18 protein-coding genes and 2 tRNA genes are annotated in these 23951 nt (G+C 37.0%); 14 read left to right on the forward strand and 6 right to left on the reverse strand.

Features of this window, described 5'->3' with window-relative positions; all coding sequences use genetic code 11:
• Positions 1–237 precede the first annotated feature (237 nt).
• Positions 238–990 (reverse strand): SDR family NAD(P)-dependent oxidoreductase, encoded by a 753-nt coding sequence (locus GAB14E_RS19990; protein ID WP_033080664.1) that lies wholly within the window; start codon positions 988–990, stop codon positions 238–240.
• 128 nt (positions 991–1118) lie between these two features.
• Between GAB14E_RS19990 and GAB14E_RS19985 the strand changes: the two genes are divergently transcribed.
• Complete coding sequence (locus tag GAB14E_RS19985; protein WP_033080665.1) at positions 1119–1715, forward strand: TetR/AcrR family transcriptional regulator; 597 nt, start codon at positions 1119–1121, stop codon at positions 1713–1715.
• Here the strand turns inward: GAB14E_RS19985 and GAB14E_RS19980 are convergent.
• Positions 1617–2633, reverse strand: a complete 1017-nt coding sequence (locus tag GAB14E_RS19980) for a choice-of-anchor H family protein (protein ID WP_231561967.1) — start codon at positions 2631–2633, stop codon at positions 1617–1619. The two genes, GAB14E_RS19985 and GAB14E_RS19980, sit on opposite strands and share 99 nt — an antisense overlap.
• Positions 2634–2841: 208 nt before the next feature.
• Here GAB14E_RS19980 and GAB14E_RS19975 point away from each other — a divergent pair, with 208 nt between their 5' ends.
• The 8 genes from GAB14E_RS19975 to GAB14E_RS19945 all read left to right on the forward strand — a co-directional run bounded on the left by GAB14E_RS19975 (position 2842) and on the right by GAB14E_RS19945 (position 12006).
• Positions 2842–3111: a PepSY domain-containing protein gene (locus GAB14E_RS19975; RefSeq protein ID WP_033080666.1), complete on the forward strand. Its 270-nt coding sequence runs from the start codon at positions 2842–2844 to the stop codon at positions 3109–3111.
• 31 nt (positions 3112–3142) lie between these two features.
• On the forward strand, positions 3143–3820 hold the full coding sequence (locus GAB14E_RS19970; RefSeq protein WP_033080667.1) for a response regulator transcription factor: 678 nt from the start codon (positions 3143–3145) through the stop codon (positions 3818–3820).
• A gap of 86 nt (positions 3821–3906) precedes the next feature.
• Entirely contained in the window at positions 3907–5196 is a 1290-nt protein-coding gene (locus GAB14E_RS19965) for an ATP-binding protein (RefSeq protein WP_156115648.1), read from the forward strand.
• A 173-nt stretch (positions 5197–5369) separates the two neighbouring features.
• Positions 5370–5786, forward strand: coding sequence for a hypothetical protein (locus tag GAB14E_RS23850; RefSeq protein WP_052093422.1), 417 nt, complete (start codon positions 5370–5372; stop codon positions 5784–5786).
• A 519-nt stretch (positions 5787–6305) separates the two neighbouring features.
• A complete protein-coding gene (secD, locus tag GAB14E_RS19960) occupies positions 6306–8204 on the forward strand; it encodes a protein translocase subunit SecD (RefSeq protein ID WP_033080668.1) in 1899 nt (632 codons plus the stop codon).
• Positions 8201–9121, forward strand: coding sequence for a protein translocase subunit SecF (gene secF, locus GAB14E_RS19955; RefSeq protein WP_033080669.1), 921 nt, complete (start codon positions 8201–8203; stop codon positions 9119–9121). The genes secD and secF overlap by 4 nt, the downstream gene beginning before the upstream one ends.
• A 231-nt stretch (positions 9122–9352) precedes the next feature.
• A complete protein-coding gene (locus GAB14E_RS19950) occupies positions 9353–10687 on the forward strand; it encodes a DUF3300 domain-containing protein (RefSeq protein ID WP_081967689.1) in 1335 nt (444 codons plus the stop codon).
• 194 nt (positions 10688–10881) lie between these two features.
• A complete protein-coding gene (locus tag GAB14E_RS19945; protein ID WP_033080670.1) occupies positions 10882–12006 on the forward strand; it encodes a DUF3083 family protein in 1125 nt (374 codons plus the stop codon).
• Between the two features lie 86 nt (positions 12007–12092).
• On the opposite strand, the gene GAB14E_RS19940 is transcribed toward GAB14E_RS19945, so the two are convergent.
• Positions 12093–12560 (reverse strand): DUF4442 domain-containing protein, encoded by a 468-nt coding sequence (locus tag GAB14E_RS19940; protein ID WP_033080671.1) that lies wholly within the window; start codon positions 12558–12560, stop codon positions 12093–12095.
• 215 nt (positions 12561–12775) lie between these two features.
• The gene (locus GAB14E_RS19935; protein WP_052093423.1) at positions 12776–13687 is read right to left on the reverse strand and encodes a LysR substrate-binding domain-containing protein; all 912 of its coding nucleotides are present in this window, start codon (positions 13685–13687) and stop codon (positions 12776–12778) included.
• 174 nt (positions 13688–13861) lie between these two features.
• Between GAB14E_RS19935 and GAB14E_RS19930 the strand changes: the two genes are divergently transcribed.
• Both GAB14E_RS19930 and GAB14E_RS19925 read left to right on the forward strand, forming a co-directional pair.
• On the forward strand, positions 13862–14647 hold the full coding sequence (locus tag GAB14E_RS19930) for an isocitrate lyase/PEP mutase family protein (RefSeq protein ID WP_033080672.1): 786 nt from the start codon (positions 13862–13864) through the stop codon (positions 14645–14647).
• Between the two features lie 216 nt (positions 14648–14863).
• A complete protein-coding gene (locus GAB14E_RS19925; RefSeq protein ID WP_033080673.1) occupies positions 14864–17716 on the forward strand; it encodes a DUF2339 domain-containing protein in 2853 nt (950 codons plus the stop codon).
• A gap of 279 nt (positions 17717–17995) precedes the next feature.
• On the opposite strand, the gene GAB14E_RS19920 is transcribed toward GAB14E_RS19925, so the two are convergent.
• Complete coding sequence (locus GAB14E_RS19920; RefSeq protein WP_033080674.1) at positions 17996–20125, reverse strand: di-heme-cytochrome C peroxidase; 2130 nt, start codon at positions 20123–20125, stop codon at positions 17996–17998.
• A gap of 401 nt (positions 20126–20526) precedes the next feature.
• Positions 20527–22134: an RNA repair transcriptional activator RtcR gene (gene rtcR / locus GAB14E_RS19915; protein ID WP_033080675.1), complete on the reverse strand. Its 1608-nt coding sequence runs from the start codon at positions 22132–22134 to the stop codon at positions 20527–20529.
• A gap of 255 nt (positions 22135–22389) precedes the next feature.
• Between rtcR and GAB14E_RS19910 the strand changes: the two genes are divergently transcribed.
• The 3 genes from GAB14E_RS19910 to GAB14E_RS19900 all read left to right on the forward strand — a co-directional run bounded on the left by GAB14E_RS19910 (position 22390) and on the right by GAB14E_RS19900 (position 23948).
• A tRNA-OTHER gene (locus GAB14E_RS19910) sits at positions 22390–22464 on the forward strand.
• Positions 22464–22533, forward strand: a tRNA-Pro gene (locus GAB14E_RS19905). The genes GAB14E_RS19910 and GAB14E_RS19905 overlap by 1 nt, the downstream gene beginning before the upstream one ends.
• Positions 22534–22793: 260 nt before the next feature.
• Positions 22794–23948: a slipin family protein gene (locus GAB14E_RS19900; protein ID WP_033080676.1), complete on the forward strand. Its 1155-nt coding sequence runs from the start codon at positions 22794–22796 to the stop codon at positions 23946–23948.
• Positions 23949–23951: the final 3 nt, after the last annotated feature.

Genomic DNA, 23951 nt, shown 5'->3' on the forward strand with positions numbered 1-23951 from the left:
AGCCGCTAAAGCTCTAACCCGCTAACATAGCGCATCTAAGTACTTAAATATATTTTAATTGACTAGGCCATCGGGGAATAAGTAGTGCTATTTCGCTTAGCGTAAAAAGGGACTTGGTTTTTTAATTACTTTCTTAAGTGTAAGGAAGCTTTAACAGAGGAGTTATAGGTAATAAAAAGACAAATATTTAGCCCTATTAGGCCAAATATTTATATTTTTATTATGTTTTCAGCCTTATTATATAATTGGATTCACATTGATGCCGCCATCAATATTATATTCTGAACCTGTAATAAATGAAGCATCGTCAGAGGCTAAAAATGACACCAATTTAGCTATATCTTCTGGCTGGCCAAATCGTTTAAGTGGGATTCGACTTTCTATCGCAGCGGAAAACTCACTTAGCTGCTCTTCGGCCATGCCGGTTTTAGCAAATATAGGGGTGTAAACTGGGCCAGGATTAACAGCATTAACGCGTATTTTACGTGGAGCTAATTCTGTTGCTGCAGTACGAGTATATGAATTTAAAGCCGCTTTTGAGGCCGCATAAATTGCCGTGTTTGGCATACCCGTATAGGCATTAATCGACGAAAGATTAATGATAGAGCCGGAGTCATTAATAAGAGGTAAAAATTTTTCAATGGTAAATACAGCGCCCTTAAAATTTATGCCCATTTGATTATCAAACATTTCTTCAGAAGCTTGACCTACGGGAGCAGGGCTAAATATTCCGGCATTAACGAATAATATATCTATCTTGGCAAAGTCAGCTTTTATTTGTTCAACGAGATTATCAATAGCTGTTAAGTTAATTACATCAGCCACTATGCCAGTTACGCCCAATTCAAAAGCAGCGGTTGCAACTTTATCGGCATCTCTGCCTGTGATTATCACCTGAGCACCTGCTTCTTTAAACTGTTTAGCCGTGGCATAACCAATACCGCTATTACCACCTGTTACCACTGCAACTTTACCTGTTAAATCATTCATCTTTTATTTCCTTAAATATGTATAGTATTAATATTATTCTGTACCGATCGGTACGAATATTGACAATCTATACCTATCGGTACATAATTGCAAATGTAATTTAAGGTTTGTTTATTTTGGAAATATTTATGCCAGCAGGTCGTCATCGAAGTTTTGATAAAGAGTTAGCTCTGGAAAAAGCAATGTTAGTCTTTTGGAAAAATGGTTACCCGGGCACCTCATTAACCGATTTAACTACGGCAATGGGGATTAATAAACCTAGCCTTTATGCGGCATTCGGTAATAAAGAGAGGTTATTTAATCAAGCTCTGCTTTTTTATTTGACTAAACATGGCTCATATCATTCAGAGCACTTGTTAGTTATTAAACAGTGTTTAAAAAAGCGAGTGGAAAATTACCTGCTCTCCATTGCTAAGATGTTGACAGATCCCGATTTGCCTAAGGGCTGTTTTATTTGTCTGAGCACCTCTGAATTGGCGGGATCTTGTTTACCTCAGCAAACCTCCAGTGAGGTTAAAGGGATAAACCAACAAACTTTATCATTTTTACATGATTTTTTTGAGAAAGAAAAAATAGCTGGTCATGCCGATAAAGAAGTTGATGTGGGGGCAATGGCCAATTACTTGTTAACTTTGCAGTTTGGCCTTGCCGTTGCAGCAAGAAATGGCAGTGATTTGGCCGCGCTTAAAGAAGTTATAACTGTTTCTATTGGGATATTTAACTAATATTGTAAGAATCATCATCAATAAACCGTACAGTGAATAGCTACCACCATGAATGTATGCCTCTTCATAATACTCTACATATTCGACATCATAATCACTACTCTCTAAAGGCAAAGCATATAAACTATTGCTGTCATCACTGCTATAAGAAGCAACAATATTGGCGTAACCATCTTCATAAATATCAATGAGTACATCGTAATGATTAGGATTAAAGCCCTGACTTAAGGTGCTATAGACTTCAAATTCATCATCAGAGCTCTCACCATGAATTACAAAATTATCGGTAGTGTAATAATGCTGCCAAGGGCCACCATTTTCACTCAAATACAATTCGGCATAAATCACCGCTTCATCATGTGGATTATAGGTAATTAAATCGGCATCAAAGGTCACACTAAAGGTTTGGTAATAGCCATCGCTATCATAATCTTCTATTAATTGTGAGTAAGCTTCATAAATGACAAAATTGCCATCGGTAAAACTTTTACTAGTGTTATTACTGCTGGGTGTTGTCGTTATGTATTTAGCTAAATTAACTGCAGCCAGTTTTCGATATTTTTGACGCTTTTGATTATTTACTGCAGAGCGGGTGATGGCTAAGGCCTTATTTTGTTCTTGGTCACTATCGCCAACTTTTATTCTTTGTTTGATTTGTTGCAGTATTATTTCCGCGGACGACTTGCTTATGGCATTAGCGGATTGTCCGCTAGAAAAGCTTTTAATAACATCAGTTGTTACGCTATATTTTTCATCACCTTTAGCTATATCAGCTTGCTCTGCAAAGCTTGGTACAGTTATTAACGTTAGCGCCAACATCAAAACTAGCTGCATACTGGTAAGTATTATTGGCGATAGTTCTTCAGCGTTTTTGAAAAAAGATTCTCGGGATAAGTATTTGATAAATTGGTTCATCATGAACCCCTTGTTACGTTGATTTAACTCTATTAAAACGTAAGTTAGATGAACTCAAGCTGAACATTTCAGTTGCGACATACTCATCATAAAGCTGTATTCAGCGTCAGTTCAGGTAAGTTTTTGTATCATTCAGGGAAACTTAGTTTATTTGCAACAGACATTCTTTTACACTGACTGTTATATAGAGTTTCCTGCATTAGGGTTTTAGATGAAATTACCAGTTTTTTTATTAGTGTTATTAATGAGTGTGCTTACATTAAGTGCAGGCGATGCATGGTCAGTAGAAAAAACAGTAAATAAAAAGGTCACTAGCTCAAAACAAGCAGCAAAGATCGTACAAAATAAATATGGCGGTAAAGTGTTAAAAGTTAATAAACAAAAAAACAACGGCAGTTATAAAGTCAAAATTGTAAAACCTAACGGCCAAGTGGTTTCTAAAAAGGTCAACGCAAAGACGGGTAAAATAGAACAGCACTAAGGTAAAAGTTAACTTAAAAGGACAACTTGTTATGCGCTTACTTTTAGTTGAAGACGATCATGCCTTGCAGCAAGAACTTCAACAACAATTACAGTTACAAAACTATTCGGTAGATGTTGCTGCTGATGGCGAGGTTGCGTTGTTCCAGGGCATTGAATATGACTATGACATTGCTGTTATCGATTTAGGTTTACCTAAAATAGATGGAACTACCGTTGTGAGAACTTTAAGGGAAAAAGGCCGAAATTTCCCCATTCTAATTCTTACAGCTAGAGATAGGTGGCAAGATAAAGTTGCCGGCTTAGATGCTGGGGCTGATGATTACCTGACTAAACCTTTTCACGTTGAAGAGCTGAGCTCACGTTTAAATGCATTGATAAGGCGCAGCGCCGGTAAAGCGAGTTCGACCATCAATAATGGTCCTTTTATTTTAGACACTGCTACCTCACAAGTATTAGTCGAGCAAGTTAGCGTTAGTTTAAGTGCTCATGAATTTAAAGTGTTTAAATACCTAATGTTACATGTAGGAGAAGTGATTTCTAAAACCACTTTAACTGAGCATATTTACGATCAAGACTTTGATTTAGACTCTAATGTCATTGAGGTGTTTATCAGGCGGTTACGGAAAAAGCTTGACCCTAACAGTAAACATAACTTTATTGAAACTAAACGTGGCCAAGGTTATCGTTTAATTAACTTCGCTGTTTAGGTGTATTTTTGCTGTTATATTTTAAAAATCTATTAAGCAGTTTTTTAAACTCACTGAAACTTCGCTTGATCTTGAGTTTACTGGCGATGGTAATTATTATTTTACCAACGATTGCTTTTATCATCATGAACTCGTTTGAAAAGCACATGAAACGCAGTATAGAAAATGAGTTAAGTGCCTATAGTTACTCTATTTTAGCGGTTGCTGAAGTCGAACAAGCAGAGCTGATCATGCCTGAAGCATTAATTGAAAATCAGTTTAATGTCAGTGGCTCAGGTTTGTATGCTTTTATTTCAGGCCCAGCTAGCAACTTATGGCGATCTCAATCTTTACTGACGCTTAATTTACCGAATAAATTACCTGATACATTAGCGAGGCTGTCAACGGGAGATACAGCTTTCTCTAATATAGAAATCAATGGCTTATCCTTATTTATTTATAGTTATGCGGTAAGCTTTACTGAGGGTGACGTTAGCTTGCCAATGACGGTTCATATCATTAAAGACAAAAAATCTTTCTTGCAGCTGATTAGTGAATTTAAGCAGCAACTTTGGTTTGGTTTAGCAATACTGATGGTGATAATATTATTGTTACAACTGGTTTGGCTAATGTGGACATTAAAGCCCTTATCGACTTTAGAGCATGAAATAAAAGCGGTTGAGCAAGGTAAAGCAGAAAAGCTAACTAGCTTATACCCAAAAGAGTTGGCTAAGTTAACCACACAATTAAATCAATTACTGGCGACCGAGCAAAAACAAAGATTACGTTACCGCAATGCCTTATCTGATCTCGCCCATAGTTTGAAAACACCACTGGCAGTTTTGCAAGCGCAAAGCAATATTTCAGCAGTCAACCAAGAACAAATAAATCGCATCAATTCAACCATTGATCATCAATTAAAACGTGCACAAAGTGCTGGGCATTCTTCTTGGTTGTTGGGTATTGAAGTCAAACCTGTGCTAGATAAGTTGCTCAATACCTTGACTAAAATTTATCATGAACAAGAAAAAATAGTAACGGTCAAGCTAACGGGAAAACTTATCTTTAAAGGGGATGAAGCTGATTTACTCGAACTTTTAGGCAACTTATTAGATAACGCTTATAAAGCAGCAAAAAGCACAATTGTATTAACAGTAAACCAACAAAGTCATGTCTTAGTTATTTGCATTGAAGATGATGGCGTAGGTATAAAGCCGCAACAAATCACCCAAATATTAGAGCGTGGTGTTCGAGCTGATACATATCAAGATGGTCATGGTGTTGGCTTAGCCATAGTGCGTGATTTGGTCGCAAGTTATCAAGGCAAGCTAGATATTGGCAGCTCTAGTGCATTAGGTGGAGCAAAGTTTACTCTAACTTTTACTGACTTTGCTTAGAGAGTATTGGCCACGCTGGTGTAAAATACTCTAGATGAGCTTTTAAAAGAGTCACTTACCTAGTCAATTTTCACTAAATACTTAACTAAAGCCTAAATAAAGTTAAGAAAAACTATTGAAACAACAATAAATAACCCTATATCATTGTATATCTTAACGGAGTGATTATTCTCATGTGGCGTAAATTAGCAGTGATGTTATTTTTATTGGTATTAGCGCAAGCAGCTAATGCTTTGCCGATCTCAGAGAATAATGATAACTCTGCAAAGAATGTCTCCATTGCTCAAATTGAGCAGCAAACAGCTGCAACTCTCGATAACGATGAGCCTGAAGATGTCTTTAATGTACCAAGGTTAACTAGATTAACCCCTTCGATATTTACTGCTGAAATACAAACATCACCCAACTATGTATTAGTGGTAGAGTTTTTCAAAATAAAGCTAACGGCAGGTTTGTTTAAAAACCTGGCCAACCCTCCAGTAATTACTCATTGGTTTGAACAATTAAGTCATAAAACTAAGTCATCTCGACTTTCCGGCTGGAAAGACGGTAACTTCTTGTATGCATCCCGCGCTACTTACCACAGCTAATTCATTACTATACCCAAGCTACTTCAAGATGCTCGTTTCAGGACGCCTGAACGATTCATGATCAATACGTGTATTTTATTAATGGTTGTTCCCTTAATGAACTACGTAACGACGAACGTGATTTGATCATACGTCCCAGAAGGACTGGTTTAGAAGCGCTTTATCCTTCGTTATTGATTTCGAAAAGGACGCTACATGGATGTAGCTTCTGAGAGAATGCAGGAGCACATTCTCCTGAATAACTATTCTTTTTAATCAATGCCTTGTCTAAAAGCGCTTTAATTCCAGCTGAATCCTGCATCTTGAGCTTGCTTGGGTATATACAGTTTAACGAAATTTTAAATTGGTATTTTCTGAACTGTAAAAATCAACTATTTCCCCTTTTCCAATACTGATGGTAAACCATCGGTGACTTGCCGTATTTGCGTATTTTGATATCAATGTTGCAATTGAATCAAACTGATTAAGCTATAGCCATTGAGTTATCGCAACGCCGGTGAGTATTTATTTAGAGATTTTATGATGCAATCACGGACAACTCAGCAGGTAAAGCCTGCTAAATGGCAGAATCTTGTCATTATTTTTATATTACTATTTATGTTTATCAGCGCATTACCTAACTTATATACCGATAAAGTAAATATCCACCTTATAAACAACACTCATTCCCAGCAAGTTTCACCACATGGAACTTCAGCTCAAGGCATTTCACTTCAAGGTATTTCTCCTCAAGACCTTAATTCTTTGTTTATCGAACATAATTTTTATGTCGATGAGATTCGAACATCTACAGCAAGTACCTTGATTACTTTAGCTAATAAATCTGATCAGCAGGCTATTGAAAGTCTGCTAAAAAAAGAATTTGGTGATGACTATTTAATTGAAAGTACGATAGAAAACACAGCGCCAACATGGCTTAAATCCTTGGGTGGGCAACCGATAAAATTAGGTTTGGATCTAAGTGGAGGTGTTTTATTTGTGCTTGATGTCGATACTGACCGAGCATTGTCTGACAAACTAAAAGGTACAATTTTAGAAATTAGGTCTTTAGCTGTAGAGAGCCGCACTCGTATTCGCAAAATATCACAGCCGAATAAGCATTCTATTATGATTGATTTTGGCCAAACTTACGTAGGTGCTAAGCAAAACACTAAGCAACAAGGCAAAGCTGAACTGCTAAGCAAAATTAAGAAAAACTACGTTGAATTAACTCAAGAAAAAGTGAATGGAAATCAAGTCGTTTTGACTTACTCCCCAGAAGAGCAAAGCAAATTTCGTCAAGAAACAATGCAGCAAACACTTAAAACTATGAGAGGACGAATCGAGGAGTTAGGGATCACTGAAGCGGTTACCCAAAAACAAGGTAAAAATAGAATTCGTATTGAATTACCCGGTGTTCATGATCCAGAAGCAGCAAAAAGAATTATTGGTGCCACGGCTACATTAGACTTTTATCAAATGGCAGACAACTCAAATACTGTCGGTATTATCCAAATGCGTGATGACAGTGGTCGAAAACTGACAATGAATGCTCAGGTGGTATTTTCGGGTAGCCATATAAAAAATGCCAAATCAGGCAAAGATGAAATGGGCATGCCATTAGTAAACCTAACTTTGGATAGTGTTGGTGGTAAGAAAATGTCACTGTTCTCTAAAAAGAATATTGGCAAGCCAATGGTGACGGTATTTTCTGAGTTTTATCGAAATGCTAAAGACGAAATGGTGAAGAAAAGTAAGGTCATTAATGTTGCCACTATTCAACAGCATTTAGGTTCACAATTTAGTATTACCAATATGTCTAGTCCACAAGCAGCACAAGAGCTGGCTTTATTATTGCGAGCGGGATCATTAACCGCACCTGTAACCATAGTAAAGCAGCGCAGCATAGAAGCGACTCTTGGCGAGGATAATATAGAGCATGGTATTAAAGCGTTAACCATAGGCATTTCTTTTACTTTATTGTTCATGGCCTTTTGGTATCGCAGCTTAGGGGTTATCGCCAATGCAGCATTAGCATTAAATTTAGTTAGTTTACTTGGATTAATGTCACTACTGCCGGGTGTTGTACTGACACTTCCTGGTATAGCCGGATTAGTCTTAACGGTAGGCATGGCGGTTGATACTAACGTACTTATTTTTGAAAGGATAAAAGACGAATTAAAGCGAGGTCGCCAAGTTCTTTCCGCTATTGAGAGTGGCTATAAAAGCGCATTTTCAACCATTCTAGATGCCAATATTACCACCTTGATTACCGGGATAATTTTATATTCCATCGGTTACGGTCCGGTAAAAGGTTTTGCCATCATTTTATGTTTAGGCATATTAACCAGTATGTTTACCGGTGTATTCGTTTCAAAAATATTAACCAACTTAATAATTCGTGAAAATAAGACACAATTACTTGGAGTTAAATTATGAAAAATTTCATGTTCAAGCTAATAAAAAACTTGAGTAAGATTCGAATTGCCAGCGCTTATGTTGCTGTTGTATTGGTGCTAATTTCTTTACTGGGCTTATTTAATCACGGACTTAATCTGGGCTTAGATTTCACTGGCGGATATTTAACAGAATTTTCTACCGAACAATCGATATCTCAGCACAAAATGTCAGAGCTATTAACTTCCTATTTACCTGACTCATTTGAGTTATCTTCTGCTGATAAGGGGACACACTGGAGTGTGCAGCAAGCAGATAATGATATTAGCTTAAAAGGAAAAGCATGGTTAAGTGAGTTTTCGCAGCAAAGCGGATTAACCATCACCCCGCAAGATTCACTTTATATTGGTAGCCAAGTGGGGGAGGAGTTAATTAACCAAGGCGGGTTAGCATTACTAACTGCGGTGATAGTAATATTACTCTATCTATCGTTCCGGTTTGAATGGCGCTTGGCAGCAGGCTCTGTGATAGCACTTTTTCATGACGTGATTATTGTACTTGGACTATTTGCATGGTTTGATATTTCATTCGATTTAACCATTTTAGCGAGTTTATTGGCAATCATTGGTTATTCATTAAATGATTCTATTATTGTAGGTGACAAGGTTCGAGAGATAATGAAAAGAGGTAATGAAAAAAGTATAGATAACATTATTAATCAGGCGATTAAATCAACCATAGCTCGCACCTTGATAACATCAGGAACGACGCTGGCAACGATATTAGCAATATGGATTTTTGCTGGAGAATCATTATCTGGCTTTTCCATCGCGCTATTTTCAGGCGTTTTAGTGGGGACATTTTCCTCTATTGCTATTTCGGCGACTGTGCCACAGTTATTAGGACTTACAGCTGATTATTATCACAAAAAGGAACAGGAAATCTGTCAATTACCCTAATTGAGTTTAGGAAACGTTGTTAATTAAAGTATCTAGCTACTGACTTTATAGTTGATAGCTAGATTCTTTAATGCAAAGACTAACTGCCGATTATTTACCTCAACGAAGGAGGGCACTTTCGATTAAGAAAGTAGCTGGCTAGATCGTATTTGTTAAGCCGTTGTTCATGCCTTGTTCAGTTTCACCAGAGTACTCTAGTTACAATAATTAGAAATGCATACAGGTGATCTTATGAATACTCATACCAAGGCTTGGTTGAACAAATTGTCTATATTGAGGCTATTTTTTTTATCTCTTACCGTTATATCAGGCCTCGTTTTGTCGACTGCTGCATTTTCAGCAACATCGGCCGAGAAAGAACAGCAAGAGTCTGTCCTTTCTGAAGCTGAGCTTGCGCAAACTTTGGCGCCTATTGCCTTATACCCTGATACTTTACTCACTCATATTTTAATTGCCTCTACTTATCCCATTGAAGTAATAGAGGCAGAACGTTGGCTCAACAAACAGTCGCAATTAACGCCTGCACAATTAGAGAGAAAATCAGATAAAAAAGAGTGGGATGCCAGTATAAAAGCGTTACTAGCTTTTCCACGGGTCATGGCCCAATTGAGTGAAGACCTTATCTGGATGCAAAAACTCGGTGATGCCTTTTTACAAGATGAAGGCAGAGTACTCGCGAGTATTCAAACCTTACGGCGGCAGGCTGAGCAAGCAGGTAGTTTAGCTGATATGGATAATGTTCAAGTAATAAAAGAGCAACAAGTTATTATTCTCGAGCCAGCACAACCAGAGATAATTTATGTACCTTATTATGATAGCCGAGTGGTTTATGGGCGTTGGCATTGGTCACATTACCCACCAGTTTATTGGCATAATCCACATTATTATGCAGCGCATTATGGTCCTTTTTATTGGGGCCATGGCGTGCACATCAGTAGTCATTTTTACTTCAGCGCTTTTCATTGGCATAATCGGCATGTAGTGGTTAATCATTATAATCAACAGGGTTATCGTGCAAGACAAAAAATAGTGACAAGTCATCATGCAAAACGTTGGCATCATCAGCCACAACATAGACGTGGTGTCGCTTACAGTAGCGGGAGGTTAAAACAAAAGTATTATCGGGCGATTATTCACAGCAACTCAAATATTCACCGTAACAATCAACGTATAGTTGGTAGTCACTATAACTTGAAATTAAATAACAGCACTTCACAGGCTAATCGACACAATAATTTTAATGCGAAGTTAAAAGTACAATCACATCAGCAAAAAAAGCCCTATAACAGGCAAGTTAGCCATAAGAACAGTCAGCCAACAAAAAAATATTATGCTCAAAGCAACCATTTGAATAACAAAAGGGTTTACAAAGATAACAGTAATAATAACGGGCATAATGTGTATAAGACACATAACGTTAGCTCAAAATCAGTTCAGCAAAAAGCGACTAAAACAAAGGTTCATCAACCAAATAATCATCGCTCAAACCAAAGGCAATCAGCAAATAAAAACTCAGTGAGAAGTGGTGCCCAACATAAGCAGAAGTCGAAACATAGAGTTAATTAGTGATAATAAGAGGCATTTTAAGTTATAGGTGATATTGCATCAATAGTATTCGTATTTATTTAAATACAGGTATATAACATTTAAAATTTGTCTAATATCAAGAACAGGTAGTATGAGTTAAGTTCATTGTGTATGTTATAAATAGGTTAATCTATTTTAGCTGAAGCATAATTAACAAAAGGTTTTAAAGGAATATGAGAAGAACTTCATCAATTTTAAAGAAACATAGAAGCGGGGAGCGTGTATATCTACCCAGTGATTCACGTGATAATCAGTATATTTTGGCTGAAATACCCTTAACGGATAAGTTAATTAATTTAATTACTGGCGATGTTAATGAAACGTTAACTAAGCCCTATCAAAAGTTCTATCAAGCGTTGTCACATAAGATTTTTGAAATAGTTGAAGAACATGGCTTGTCTCATGTGAATTTTGTTGCCAATAATCGTCTTGTTAGAGTACGTTATAGCGGCGAGCAACAAGTATTACATACTGATCAGCAATCTTTCTTCTTTTACTGCCCTGAACATAACAGTACTTTTAAAGGTTACTTTGATGGCGCTATTCGAGCTAGAAAAATTAAAATATTGTTTTTAGCGACCGGGCAAGACCTTAGAGTTAACTCAGGTGAGTTTCATAATAAGGTTTACCAAGCGATAAAAGATATTTCAACAACGATTGGCTTAGCTGAAAATGAGATTAAATTACGTGATCATCAACATTTAACTTTTGATGTTTTTGCCAAAGACAAAGGTGGCACTAATACAGTCAGTCATACCTTTAGAGAAATCGCTGATCGTTATGAAAGTCAAAAACAGAGTATTACCAGTGACCACACCTCTATTACTTATGTAGTTGCTAGTGTGCCAATGGCACGTCGATTATTAAAAGGTGCAGATATTGATTATTTATCTGAACAGCCATTTACTCAGCTTTATCAAAAAATTGAAAAGGCTTTTAACAAATCGTGTCAGGCTAATCAAATTGATCAAGCCGCTTTACTTGCGAATGGAGTATCGCCCTTTGTTCGTTATGATGAAAATGAAGTGTCAGATATTTCTGGTGAGTTAATCTCTATCGGTGTTAATCCAAATAATCCTGAAACGCGTTTTTGCGTACATTGGGAAGCAGATAAGTTAGTTGATACCTTACGTTTTGTATTTTTTGCTGATAAAAGTGATGAAACACACCACAATTATGGCAAGTTTGTGAATCAAGCTATTGCAGCTGTCAGGGATTTTTCTGATGAAGTTGATTGGAAGAAAGAAAGTGACGATATTATTGTTAGGGTACATCAACATATTATGCTGAATGTATAAGTATTGTTAACATCACCTAGTCTAGAGTGGTGAACCTGCAGGTAACTTATTATAAAATCCAGCATTTACTTGCTGGATTTTTTTGCCTATAACTTTGCCTTTTTTCGGCGAATATAAAGTGTTCTATTGAGTTTAGCGACGATATCTCCTTGTTCGTCTTTTACGTACACTGGAATTTCAGGTAAGTATTTATCACCATTTTCAGTGTGAGTAATAATATCATCAATGAATTGTTGATTAATGGCAAAATCAGCAGTGACCTTACCCTTACCAGGTTTTATAAAATCAATGTCAGCTGATTTATCCCACACCACATATTGATCGCCTAACTGTGCCAGTAGCATCAACATATAAAACGGGTCAGTCATGGCGAATAAAGAACCGCCAAAATGACTACCAACAGCATTTTTATTCCAAGGACGTAATGTTAGTTCAACACGCGCCACTTTAAAGTCAGTTGATATATATTTGACGTGAATACCGGCAAAAAATAAAGGTGGCCAGAGGTTCATAATAAGGCGAAATAACCAAGATTTTTTAAAAAATAAATTCATATTTTATCACTTTTTTATCTAACTTTAGTAGTTTAACTACTTAGAATTGAACGATAATGTTAATCTCATCGTACCAGTTGTAAAGGAGTAATATAAACCTTATAGTTTTTAAAATCCAGTTTGTGCTTGTTACATTAATATCTAGAATGGCTACCTAGAAGAAATAACAAGATAAGCTGAAGGGTGATGTATGCATTGTTTGATCAACTATTGATTTAATTCGTTGAATCCATTTCTTCTTTTAACCAGCGAGTAAAAACGGTTAAACGGGCTATTTTTGCAGAATTTTCATGGTAAACAAAATAACGTTTTACTACATTCGGGTGAGGAATGTTAACTGGTATAACAAGTTGGCCAGCGTTGAGCTGCTCAATAATCAAATTTCGGGCAGCCAAAGTGAAACCGTGGCCATTTTGTACCGCATTAAGAGCCATATCCGTGCTGTGTACTTTTGTCCATTGCTGATGCGCTTGATAACCTTGGGTATTAGCATTTTCAAACCAAGATGGCCAATCGTAACAGCCTGGTTTATCTAAACTAACCAACCAAGTTTTCAGTAAATCCTCAGGCATGTTAAAAGCCGTTGATTTAGCAAGAGCTGCAGAGCACACAGGATAGACAGGAGCTTCACCAAAATACTCACAAGTAAACGTTGGGTCAGTATGCTTCACTACATTGTTGCCAAAGCGAATAGCAAGATCAATATGTTGCTCTTTAAGCTTGTCAAAATGAGCAGACGATAAAACCCTAATTGTTATATCAGGATATTGTGCTGAGAACTTCTTCAGTTTTGGCATTAGCCATAAAGCAGTAAAGGCTTGTGTGGAGCTAATCGTTAAACTTCCCGCTATCTCTTCAGCAGTGATCTCCTCGATACTTTTTTCTATTATTTTAAAAGCTTGTTGGCTAGCGACGAGTAAGGTTTTTCCTTGCTGGGTTAACAGCATGCTTTTAGCTTTGCGTATAAACAGTTGCTGGCCGAGGTTCTCTTCTAATTGTCGCATTTGCTGGCTAACTGCCGCTTGCGAAATACAAAGCTCGGTAGCTGCTTTACCATAACTTTGATGCCGAGCCGCGCATTCAAAGCTATGTAGTAAGTTAATATTCCCTAATGCTTTTTTAATCATGATGTGAAGGTGATGAAATTTAAGTTACATAAAACTACATTATAAGCATAGCTTATAATTATAGTCAGTTTTTATCGTTGGTTTTTAAAGAGCCTAAACTGCAAAATTGTTTTATCAAACATTTGTGACCGACTTATCGGGCATACTTATAACAGTTAACACAGAGATAAAATTATGAATACAACAGCATTCACATCACAACATCAACAAATCACACCATTATTACTTTGTAACGTGTGGGATGTAGCAAGTGCAAAAACAGCCGAGAAAATGGGCTTTAGTGCAATTGGTACTTCAAGCGCCGCTATTGCGCGCATGTTGGGTTATGCCGATGGCGAGCATATGCAATTTGCAGAATTACTCTTTATCGTTAAGCGTATTGCCGCCTGTTGTAAGTTGCCGCTAAGTGTAGATATTGAAGCTGGTTTTAGTGATGATCCTCAAGTAACCGCTGGTTATATTAAAGCGTTAGCAGAGGTCGGTGTGGTAGGCATTAATATTGAAGACAGTAAAGTAAATAAAGCTGATGGGCAGCGATCATTAATTAATGGAGATAATTTTGCCAAATTCCTTTTAGCAATAACTAGTGAGCTATTAAAAGACAATATTGACGTTTTTATTAACGTTAGAACAGATACTTTTTTACTTGGCATTGAGGGGGCACTTAAAGAAACCCAAAAACGTGCCGATTTATACCAGGTTGCTGGTGCTAATGGTTTATTTGTGCCTTGTATTGTTGACAAACAAGCCATTGAAACTGTGGTTAATTGCACAATATTACCCGTTAATGTTATGTGTATGCCCGATTTACCAGGCTTTAATAATCTGAAATTATTGGGTGTTAAACGCATCAGTATGGGGAATTTTATGTTTGATGTTTTGCAAGATGATTTTACAGCAAGACTTAACAATATTATGAAAGCCAACTCATTCAAGCCAGTATTTGAGCCAGTGCTATAAGCAGTATCTCAGCCAGTTCCTCAACCATAATTACATGGCTTTATCTCTCAATATTATTTGAAATCATGCATCGATGATGTTTTAAGTAATATTGAAAGGTAAGATGAAATGTCTAACAAAAAGTTAATTTAAATATTGTAGTCAATGGCTTATCGCATTACCTTAGGAGGTAAATAAAAATTAGTAAATTCGAAGCATAAATTACAGGATGTAATAATGAATGAAGAAGTTAAAGCGTTAAGGTCAGAGTTAGCGCTGGTTAAACTTCAATTTAGTCAACGACTTGGTGCGGTTGAAAATCGTTTGAATAACTTGCTGGCGCAAGAAGAAATATCCGCGGAACAATATCAAGAAATTAGCCAAGTTGAAGATAATAACTTAGCGCATACGCAGCCTTCTTCCTTAAGAGAAACTGCCGCGGGAGTCGCAGTACCTAAACCTGTGCCACCTAAATCAAAAATTGATGATGAGTATTCATCATCAAGTCAGGAGGTGTCTGCAGCAACTTTTGTCATTCCTTCATTTATCACGGTGATTATTCAAACTATATTATCATCTTTCTTTGACTGGCTTTCACCGGTTACTCAATTATATCAATCATATAAAGCTAGAGGTATGTTAGGCATATTTGTGCTCACTATCGTTGGTATAGGTTTAACCCTTGCGGGATTTGGCTATTTAATGCAGTTGCTTATCGACCAATTAGGCGCTGGCTATAAATCGTTATTAATGTGTTTAGCGGCATTTTCAGTGATGGGGGTAGGCATAGGTCTCAAGATTAAAACTCGCTTTGCTGAGTTTGCTACTGCCATCGTTACCTTAGGCATATTATTGGCTTACAGTACTGTTTATTTTTCAGGTAGTGTCTACGGGCTTATCCCCAATATGGTTGTGTTAATTTTATACCTAGCCATCGCCTTGCTCTGTCATACTTTGGCACAGTGGTTAGATACCAAAGTTGTATCTGCTTTGGGCATAATAGGCATAGCCACTATGCCTATGTTGTCAAATGTTATTAATATTGAGCCAGTGTATTATTTATTATCTTTGGCTTTTGTAGCGGCTAGCAGTTTAGTTCTATCTTACAAACATGTAGGGATTTGGCTTGCGCACTTAAGTTTAGCCTTCACTTTTCTGTCTATTGAGTGGATTATCGGTTTTGAAAGTATCCTTATATCTGCTTGGCTGGTAAATCTGTTTTATCTACTATTTTTTAGCTACGTTTGTATTTCATTATATAAAGAAAATTCCCTCATTAAGCAGAGGTTAACCTTTCTCGCTGCACTTGTGGGCACAACTATCTTACTATTTTGGCAAGCAACAAGTTTATTTACTAGTCAAATAAGCGTTAGTTTTTCCTTGAATACCTTAATTGCCGTAGCTGTCAGTGTATTCTTTTATAAAGTTAAACGTGAACTAACACATTTTTTCATTCTACTTGCTGCTTCTTGGGGCGTACTTACTATTGTAAGCGCTATTAGTGATGCTTATTGGGGCATAGTTTGGGCTATAGAAGGGATTTTTTTACTGGCGATTGGTCGTCGATATAATTTTTCAAACTCTATTACTCAGGGGCAAATACTCACAGCAATAGCACTGTTATATTCCTGGTCTGCGTTGCTTATGTATTTCCCATTACCGGCGCTCAAATCTGTTGATGGCTGGGTGTTATCACTGATGATTGCGGCAATAATTGCCATTTGGCAACGTCTTATCAATGATACAAAGATATTTGATCAGTTAAGCAGAAATAAAGTTAAGCCGTTCCTACAATTATTAGAAGCAATTTGGCTAAGTACTTTACTTGTTGTCAGCGCCGATATCTGGCTAGGGCAGTGGACTGGCGCTATGGTGATCTTTATTCAGCTAGCTTTATTATTTAGAGCGAGGAGCTGCCAACAAGTGAGCATAGAAATATTGGCAGCATTCCTTGTCATAGTGCCATTATTTTATGTCTACCAAGGGGGATTAATAGCAGATAGTTATCGCTTCATGATGCTGCCATTATTTGCGAAACTTGCCTTAATATCTGTATTTCTGCAACTTTGGTTATGGTCTGCTTTTTATCGGAAATGCCACGTTGATAGTAAAATGAAAAATGTTGCGGAAGCATTAAGAATTGTGTTTTATATGCTCATTCCTATTTGCTGGGTAGGCTCGGTTATCCGCCGTTTTGATGAAGAGTCACTGATGTTATTATGGGGTTCACCATTATTAGCACTTTTACTGGCAAGTAAAGTAAAGCACTTTTTACTGTATAAAGAGACACAAATATTAACCGGGTTAGCAAGTTTAGCTTTTGTTATCGCTATCGGAGAACTATCACTGATAAATAGCATTATTGCCTTGTCTGGTTTTACCGGATTTTATGCTTTCGCTTATTACTTGAATCGCAAAAACTCAGCTGATATACATCAATTTATTTGTAGCTGGGGAGTACTAATGTTTGGTTTTGCTGTGCCAAATATTGTTGGCTCTCAAACAGACAGTCTTTTTTATGGAATCATTACGGCAGGAGTATACTGGACTGCGGTGTTTACTGCTTTGAATCAATCAGAGCACTTAAAAAGAAATGAAACATTTATCACTGTGGTTAATATACTCTTGGTTGTTGCGGCGTGGTTACTGACCTCATCATCAGCAAGTTATGCAATAGTGCCTGCTATATTCATTTTTGCTTGTTTGTATCAAAAAGAACAAAGATTTGCTCGAAGTAAATTAGCTGAAAAATTAAAGTTTAATGGTGATTTATTATTACACTCTATCGCGGTTATTACCTATGTATGCATGTTTTATTCGCTTGAAACATATCGTTTAGAGCTATTAATTTCACCTGTATTAGCTGTGCATGGTGCGATGATTTTATTCTTAAAAGATAGACGTTTAACAACAGTGAAATTTAGTTTTGTATTGATTTTATTGGGCATTGTCAAACTTGCAATGATTGATGCTGCTAATGCATTGTTATGGCAGAAGGTCATATTATTTATGGGCATAGGTATATTTATTTTACTGGCATCATTTTGGTATCAAAAGTTAGTGAATAGTAGAGAAACATCAATAAGTTAGTTTTATTTTTTCGTTGGGATATTATAATTTGTGAGCAAGTGTGAAGATATTACTCTAGCTGTTCAATAAGTTATTGCTCAGTATATGGAGATAATTGCTCAAATACTTGTCATCCTTAACTAGCATTAACACGGTTAATCAGCCACCCATAATAACTTGCTCATATTTACTGTCTCAGTAGGAAACGAGCCTATTTAGCTAATTGATCGCTTATCATGAAATTAATGCCAGTCAATAAACCTTGACTGGCATTTTGTCAGAAAGACTAGTTAGGGAATATTATAGTGTTTTCATGTATTCAACTAATTCCCAGCGCTGTGTATCATCAAATGTTGGTGTTGTAGAACCGTCAGCGTGTTCAAACATAACAGGGCCGTAATTGTGACCTACGTTGGTATCACCTTCTCTGAATGTTTTGAATTTAAAGCCGTTATAACCCTCAGCCATAAATCCTACTTTAGTGGTATCAAATTCACGACTACCTACCATAAAGGTATCTGGACGGAATTTATCACCAACATCTCCTTTACGCTTTTTAGGTAGAAATAAGTCGTATAACGTTGGTACCGAGCCATTATGTAAATAAGGAGCCGTTGCCCAAATACCGTTGAGAGCACGACCTTTATAAGCTAATAAGGAGTTATAGGGGTTAGCTGTAGTATCTACTCGGTAATTCCCCGACTTGATTGTATTGGGAATTTTATTCTCAAAAAAAGATGAAGCTAAAACATAAAGTCGGTCTAACCAGCGACGAATAAAAAACTTATCAGGGTCTGGTGTACCAATTACGCCTTTGGTGGCCGATGTTAATATTTGCACCACAGGTGCATTTTCACGAATAACGACATCTCCAACATCGGTTGACTGCACTGTGTGTTTAAAGTTACCCGATTTTCCAATTGCCATTACCCCATTCATGGCAGCTTTTTTATCTGTTTGAATGACGTTTATGTCAGTCATGTTGGCAATAATCATACGATCAGCATTATTACGATCAACCACTTCATGGCAAGACTGACAGTGTTTTGCATAAAGAAGTTCACCATTTTTTGCTTTACCTTGGTCAATATCACCTAATGTTTGTTGTGGCCAAACTGGAGATTGTAATAATTTTAGCTGCGCTTCTAAACGATGTAAATTTGTTACATCAATAGAAGATTTAAAATTAACGACTTCGTTTTTATTTTCTTGATCGGTTAAGGTTGTGGATAAATCAAAACCACTTTTTTTATGAGAGGTCCAATCTAACTGACCAAATACGCCAATGACTTCACCGGTATTACGACCTAATGGACCTACACCGCTGTTATTGGCTAAGCCATTCCACTGGGTATAATCGGATTGTCCTACATCCCAAATAAAGGGATAACTAACGGGTGCATTGGGTTCGTTAAATATTGCGTTGCGCACGCGTAATAAATCACGTTTATTAAGTCCAGGGTAGCCGTCGTTTGGTGAGGATAAACGCTTTAAAATTAAACCAAAATGTTTGTCGACAATAATATTTTCACTGATATTGTGCAATACAAGGTCAATTTGCTTGCTGGTTAATACTCTACGACCACCAGGGGCCGTAACCATCGACATTGCTTGTGCTAATTGTGGTTTGTTAATCATGTGCTGTAATACACGATTATAAATACGGCCAAAGGCATCTAAACGTGCGTAACCATAATCGATATGACTGTGGTTAACAGTGTTATAGAGTTTTATGGTGTTGAACCACTGCATCAAGTCTTCCTCAACCGCAGCTACATTTTTATAATTATTTTTACGCGCAATAACATTTTCAACAAAACGCCTTTTTTTAACATCGTCTGTTATAGTCGCTTGCATTGATTTTTCTAAAGCGGTTAAGAAACCCACCATGTCGGCCATTGATGGACCGCCATCAATGCGAATAGCATGCGTGACCCCGTTCTTTGTGATGTTTACTTGACTGGTATGACACGCAGCACAGGTATAGCCAATGTAGTCTTTACCTTGATAAGTGTCTTTTACAATGCCCACGGGTAATCCATCAGGATTTAAGAAGGTTGGCTGTTGAGGAAGGTAGCGATATTTATCAATATGTTGATTATCGCGAAACAGTGTTGCTGAATCAGCTTGCTCTAACACCATAAATAAATCATAAGGCATTAAATCTGAGCCTTGCGTGGTGTTATAAAACCACAATGATTGTGCTTCTGTCCAACCTTGATCTAAATAAGTTGGCGTTTGATAACTTTCACCAAAGGCTCCATTATTAATGGCGATAGCCCCACGTTGTGGGTCGTCATCCCAATTTTGGTAAGTTTTACCCGTAATAATGGCAATAACCATCAATCCTATAACAAGCCCAACAAAGAGCCTGATATGTTTGAATAATTTTCGGAAGGTTGAATAGATGAACGTGAGTAGCGTCGCCATATGAAGGTCCTTTTCCATGCCTGTTCTACGAGGACATGATGCTGTTAAAAGTTGTTTTATTATTATAAGTACTAAAATAGCCGTTTATATAGCCAAGCCAGATGAAAATAGCATCTTCAAGTGGCTTGAGTATAGATCGAATTCTACAATTAATTGTTAAATATAAACAGAGAGTTTTTGGTTAAGTACCTATTTTGTCTGAAAATTTCACATGAAAAAGGCATCTGAAGATGGTTTTTGATCGTATTGGTTTGAATAGATACGTGCTAATGGGTAAGGTTGATTATTTGCGTGAATATAAAAAAAAATATCACAGCATATTAAATTTTAAGTATTAATTACTATTTCAAATATTGCTTAACCAGCAAGCTCCATTCAAAAAAGCAATTTATCTCTTACTGTCAATTAGATATTTTTGATAAATCCTTCCATTTTAAGTCAAATTTATTCAAGTATTTTTGCAAACGGCTTGAATCATTTGGTTGAGATTTTAAGGTACGGCTAACATCAAATAACTCTCTACCTGCTGATGCCATGCTGTTATGACGCTGACACGTTTCAAGGACATAACTAAGCTGACTAGCATCAAACCTATCCAACTGTTCTACTTGTTCTTTTTTAAGGTATTTGTATAGGTTATTGCTAGTTGATTGTTGACCTGAAGGGTTCCAAGCGTGCTTTAATCTCTCTACTTCACCTTCGACATCATCTATTGTGATTCTGGAAGAGTCAGCTAGAGTACAAAGCCTAGTAATCGCAGAACTCAAATCGCGAAAATTGCCTGACCATAACGCCTCATTGGAGGTAGAAAAGCCAATAAAGGTGCTTTTGGCCTCCTTGTTAAACTGCACACGATGACCTGTTTTTTGAGCAAATAAATCTATCTCATAGTCAACGTTGGCGGGTATGTCTTCTTTCCTATCCTTAAGTGCTGGTAGTTCATAGGTCCAAAGGTTAATTCGGGCGAGTAAGTCCTCTCGAAAAGTGCCTTGTTCAATCTCCAGTTTTAGATCTCTGTTGGTGCCAGCAATGAGTTGAAAGTTACTTTGAGCTGGCGTATCACTTCCTACTGGATGAAAGGTTTTGTTTTCGATAGCATGCAGTAACATCGCTTGTTCTTCTATACCAAGTTCACCAATTTCATCTAAGAATAAAACGCCATCATTAGCGGTAAGTAAAAAGCCATCTCTCGATTTTTGTGCACCGGTAAACGCTCCTTTAGTATGACCAAATAGAGCAGCCATGGCATTTTCACCTTTTAAGGTGGCACAGTTCACCGAGACTAATGTGCCTTTTAACATCGAGCGCTTTTTCTTTAATTGAAATATACGTGTTGCTAATTGGCTTTTACCTGCACCTGTAGGCCCTGTTAGTAACATGGGATCTTGTGAACGAATTGCTACCTTTTCTATCTGAGTAATTAATCTGTTGAATGCTTTGTTTTTAGTCTCGATACCACCTTTTAAAAACTCTTTACCTTCTTGGTGTTCTACGTCAAATCGTGTTGCTAATTGGTCATACTTAGATAAATCCAAATCGATGATTTGTACACGTCCAATCGACTTGTTTTTGTTGTTGTGATCGGGAGATGTCTGAACGAGGCGGCCCGGAAAGTGACGGCTTTCTGTAAGCAAGTAACTACATATCTGAACAACGTGAGTACCTGTTGTTATATGAAATAAATAGTCATTTTTATCAGTATCGAATTCTTGTTGTTGGCACCAATCAAATAGCTTGGCATAAACTTCTTCGAAATCCCATGGGTCGCGAAAATTGACTTGATGTAATGCAACATTAGTTTCAGGAGAAACAGATTCAATATCTACCGCAACATTATTAGCAAGGCGACTGCTATGGTTATCATGCAACATATGAAGCTGATTAACTATTAAGTCTTCCTGACTACACAAACTGACATTGGGTCGCCATTTTGCCCATCTATCGACTCTTTTACCAACATAGTCTAATTGGGTACCAATTAAACTTACGATAACTATTTTCTTTGTCATTATGTATCCATACAGATAGATTGAATATCTTAAATGGTATCTGTTAGTGGTTTTCTATTCAACTCTAAATTCGCACAAAACAATAAAAACATCAATTTATCTATTAGTAAACAATATGTTAATAATTGTTTTTGTGTTTTTTAACTAACTTGGCACGTGACTTGTAATAACTTAAGTGTCTGATTAATAGGATGTGATTCAAAAAGTCACCCCGGTGCGCTGAACTATGTGACTGCGTATGCCTAATCAAACAAATATTAAGTAGCTCAGTAGGTAGAGCAGCGAACTAGCGTTCGTCAGTCATGGGTTCGATTCCCATCTTAATAACCATTTAAGTAGCTCAGAGGATAGAGCAACAGCTTGGTGCTGTTGGCGAAGGTTCGAATCCTTCCTTAAATACAGGTAGCTCAATTGGTAGAGCAGCGGCTTTAACCCGTTTGTTGTGGGTTCAATTCCCATCCTTTATACGATGATATGTAATGAAACGTTAGTAAGTAGTTAGTACCAATGTTTGATAAACGCCAAGAACGAATAAGGTCTGGCAAGCAGGATGCTCCCCATAACAGTGAAGTTTTGGGCCTTTATCAAATAAGTATTCAACCCTTACTAACACCTCCTCCTCTTGATTATGAGAGCAGGATTAAATAAGGAAATTAAAGATGTTTAGAAAAACTAAATTAGTAGCAGAAAATCAAAGAGTTTTGGTGTTCAAAAATCAAGAATTAAATAATGTATTAACACCAGGCAAACACAAAATTTGGGATATCAAGAATGAACTAGAGTTTGTCACTTTTGATATCAATACGATGTATTTTTCAGAGAAAAATGCGGAAAGATTATATAGAAATAATAAAGAACTAAGAGAGCATATTTCTCACTGGAAACTAGAGTGTACTGAAGTTGGATTGTTGTATGTTAACGACTTACTTAGAGGTGTCGTTGCGCCAAGTGAACACTTATATCTGTGGAAAGATGCTGGCGAAATACGACTAGAGAAAGTTTCTATTGATGAAAACATAGAGGTAGATGACAAAGCTCTATTCTTAATTAATCGCGCAGGTGCCAATACATCAACACGACTAATAAAAAGTGAGCGTACTGTCGCGATTAAGCCAATTGCTGATTTGAATGTAGTAAAAGATCATGTCGGTTTACTGTATGTTAATGGCCAATTTATTAAAAGGTTAGCGCCTGGTCAGCATGCTTTCTGGCAGTTTAATCATACAGTAGAGTTAAAATCTTTTGATTGCAGAACACAGATGCTTGAAGTTTCAGGACAAGAAATTCTAAGTAAAGATAGAGTCAGTTTACGCATTAATTTAAGTGCAAGTATTAAAGTAAATGATGCAGAGCTTGCAGCGAGTAGTGTCGAAAGCGTAGATGACTTTGCTTATAAAACGCTGCAATTAGCACTAAGAGAAGCCGTTGGTACTAAATCATTAGACGATATCCTTTTGGATAAATTGTATGTCAATGAAACGGTAAAAGAGCTAGTAGTAGAGCGCTTGTCAGATATCGGTGTTTCTCTTTTAAGTGTCGGTGTGAAAGACATCATCTTACCGGGTGAAACGAAAGCAATATTGAATCAGGTAGTTGAAGCCCAAAAAGCCGCTGAAGCGAATGTAATAAAAAGACGAGAAGAAACGTCAGCAACAAGAAGTCTGCACAACACAGCGAAGGTCATGGAAAACAATCCCACCTTGATGCGGTTAAAAGAGCTTGAAGCGTTAGAAAAAGTATCAGAAAAAATTGGTAGTCTAACGGTATATGGCGGCCTGGAAGGTTTGATGAATGGCGTAGTAAAAATTGCCTAATAC

The organism is Colwellia psychrerythraea (assembly GCF_000764185.1).
GTDB classification, from domain to species: domain Bacteria; phylum Pseudomonadota; class Gammaproteobacteria; order Enterobacterales; family Alteromonadaceae; genus Colwellia; species Colwellia psychrerythraea_B.

What these genes read in the sequence shown, in the direction of transcription:
- rtcR (WP_033080675.1), bottom strand. Translation starts at nt 22,134, where the DNA reads ATGACAAAGAAAATAGTTATCGTAAGTTTAATTGGTACCCAATTAGAC.
- GAB14E_RS23850 (WP_052093422.1), top strand. Translation starts at nt 5,370, where the DNA reads ATGTGGCGTAAATTAGCAGTGATGTTATTTTTATTGGTATTAGCGCAA.
- GAB14E_RS19930 (WP_033080672.1), top strand. Translation starts at nt 13,862, where the DNA reads ATGAATACAACAGCATTCACATCACAACATCAACAAATCACACCATTA.
- GAB14E_RS19985 (WP_033080665.1), top strand. Translation starts at nt 1,119, where the DNA reads ATGCCAGCAGGTCGTCATCGAAGTTTTGATAAAGAGTTAGCTCTGGAA.
- secF (WP_033080669.1), top strand. Translation starts at nt 8,201, where the DNA reads ATGAAAAATTTCATGTTCAAGCTAATAAAAAACTTGAGTAAGATTCGA.
- secD (WP_033080668.1), top strand. Translation starts at nt 6,306, where the DNA reads ATGATGCAATCACGGACAACTCAGCAGGTAAAGCCTGCTAAATGGCAG.
- GAB14E_RS19900 (WP_033080676.1), top strand. Translation starts at nt 22,794, where the DNA reads ATGTTTAGAAAAACTAAATTAGTAGCAGAAAATCAAAGAGTTTTGGTG.
- GAB14E_RS19940 (WP_033080671.1), bottom strand. Translation starts at nt 12,560, where the DNA reads ATGAATTTATTTTTTAAAAAATCTTGGTTATTTCGCCTTATTATGAAC.
- GAB14E_RS19920 (WP_033080674.1), bottom strand. Translation starts at nt 20,125, where the DNA reads ATGGCGACGCTACTCACGTTCATCTATTCAACCTTCCGAAAATTATTC.
- GAB14E_RS19980 (WP_231561967.1), bottom strand. Translation starts at nt 2,633, where the DNA reads ATGATGAACCAATTTATCAAATACTTATCCCGAGAATCTTTTTTCAAA.
- GAB14E_RS19950 (WP_081967689.1), top strand. Translation starts at nt 9,353, where the DNA reads ATGAATACTCATACCAAGGCTTGGTTGAACAAATTGTCTATATTGAGG.
- GAB14E_RS19975 (WP_033080666.1), top strand. Translation starts at nt 2,842, where the DNA reads ATGAAATTACCAGTTTTTTTATTAGTGTTATTAATGAGTGTGCTTACA.
- GAB14E_RS19925 (WP_033080673.1), top strand. Translation starts at nt 14,864, where the DNA reads ATGAATGAAGAAGTTAAAGCGTTAAGGTCAGAGTTAGCGCTGGTTAAA.
- GAB14E_RS19945 (WP_033080670.1), top strand. Translation starts at nt 10,882, where the DNA reads ATGAGAAGAACTTCATCAATTTTAAAGAAACATAGAAGCGGGGAGCGT.
- GAB14E_RS19965 (WP_156115648.1), top strand. Translation starts at nt 3,907, where the DNA reads ATGGTAATTATTATTTTACCAACGATTGCTTTTATCATCATGAACTCG.
- GAB14E_RS19990 (WP_033080664.1), bottom strand. Translation starts at nt 990, where the DNA reads ATGAATGATTTAACAGGTAAAGTTGCAGTGGTAACAGGTGGTAATAGC.
- GAB14E_RS19935 (WP_052093423.1), bottom strand. Translation starts at nt 13,687, where the DNA reads ATGATTAAAAAAGCATTAGGGAATATTAACTTACTACATAGCTTTGAA.
- GAB14E_RS19970 (WP_033080667.1), top strand. Translation starts at nt 3,143, where the DNA reads ATGCGCTTACTTTTAGTTGAAGACGATCATGCCTTGCAGCAAGAACTT.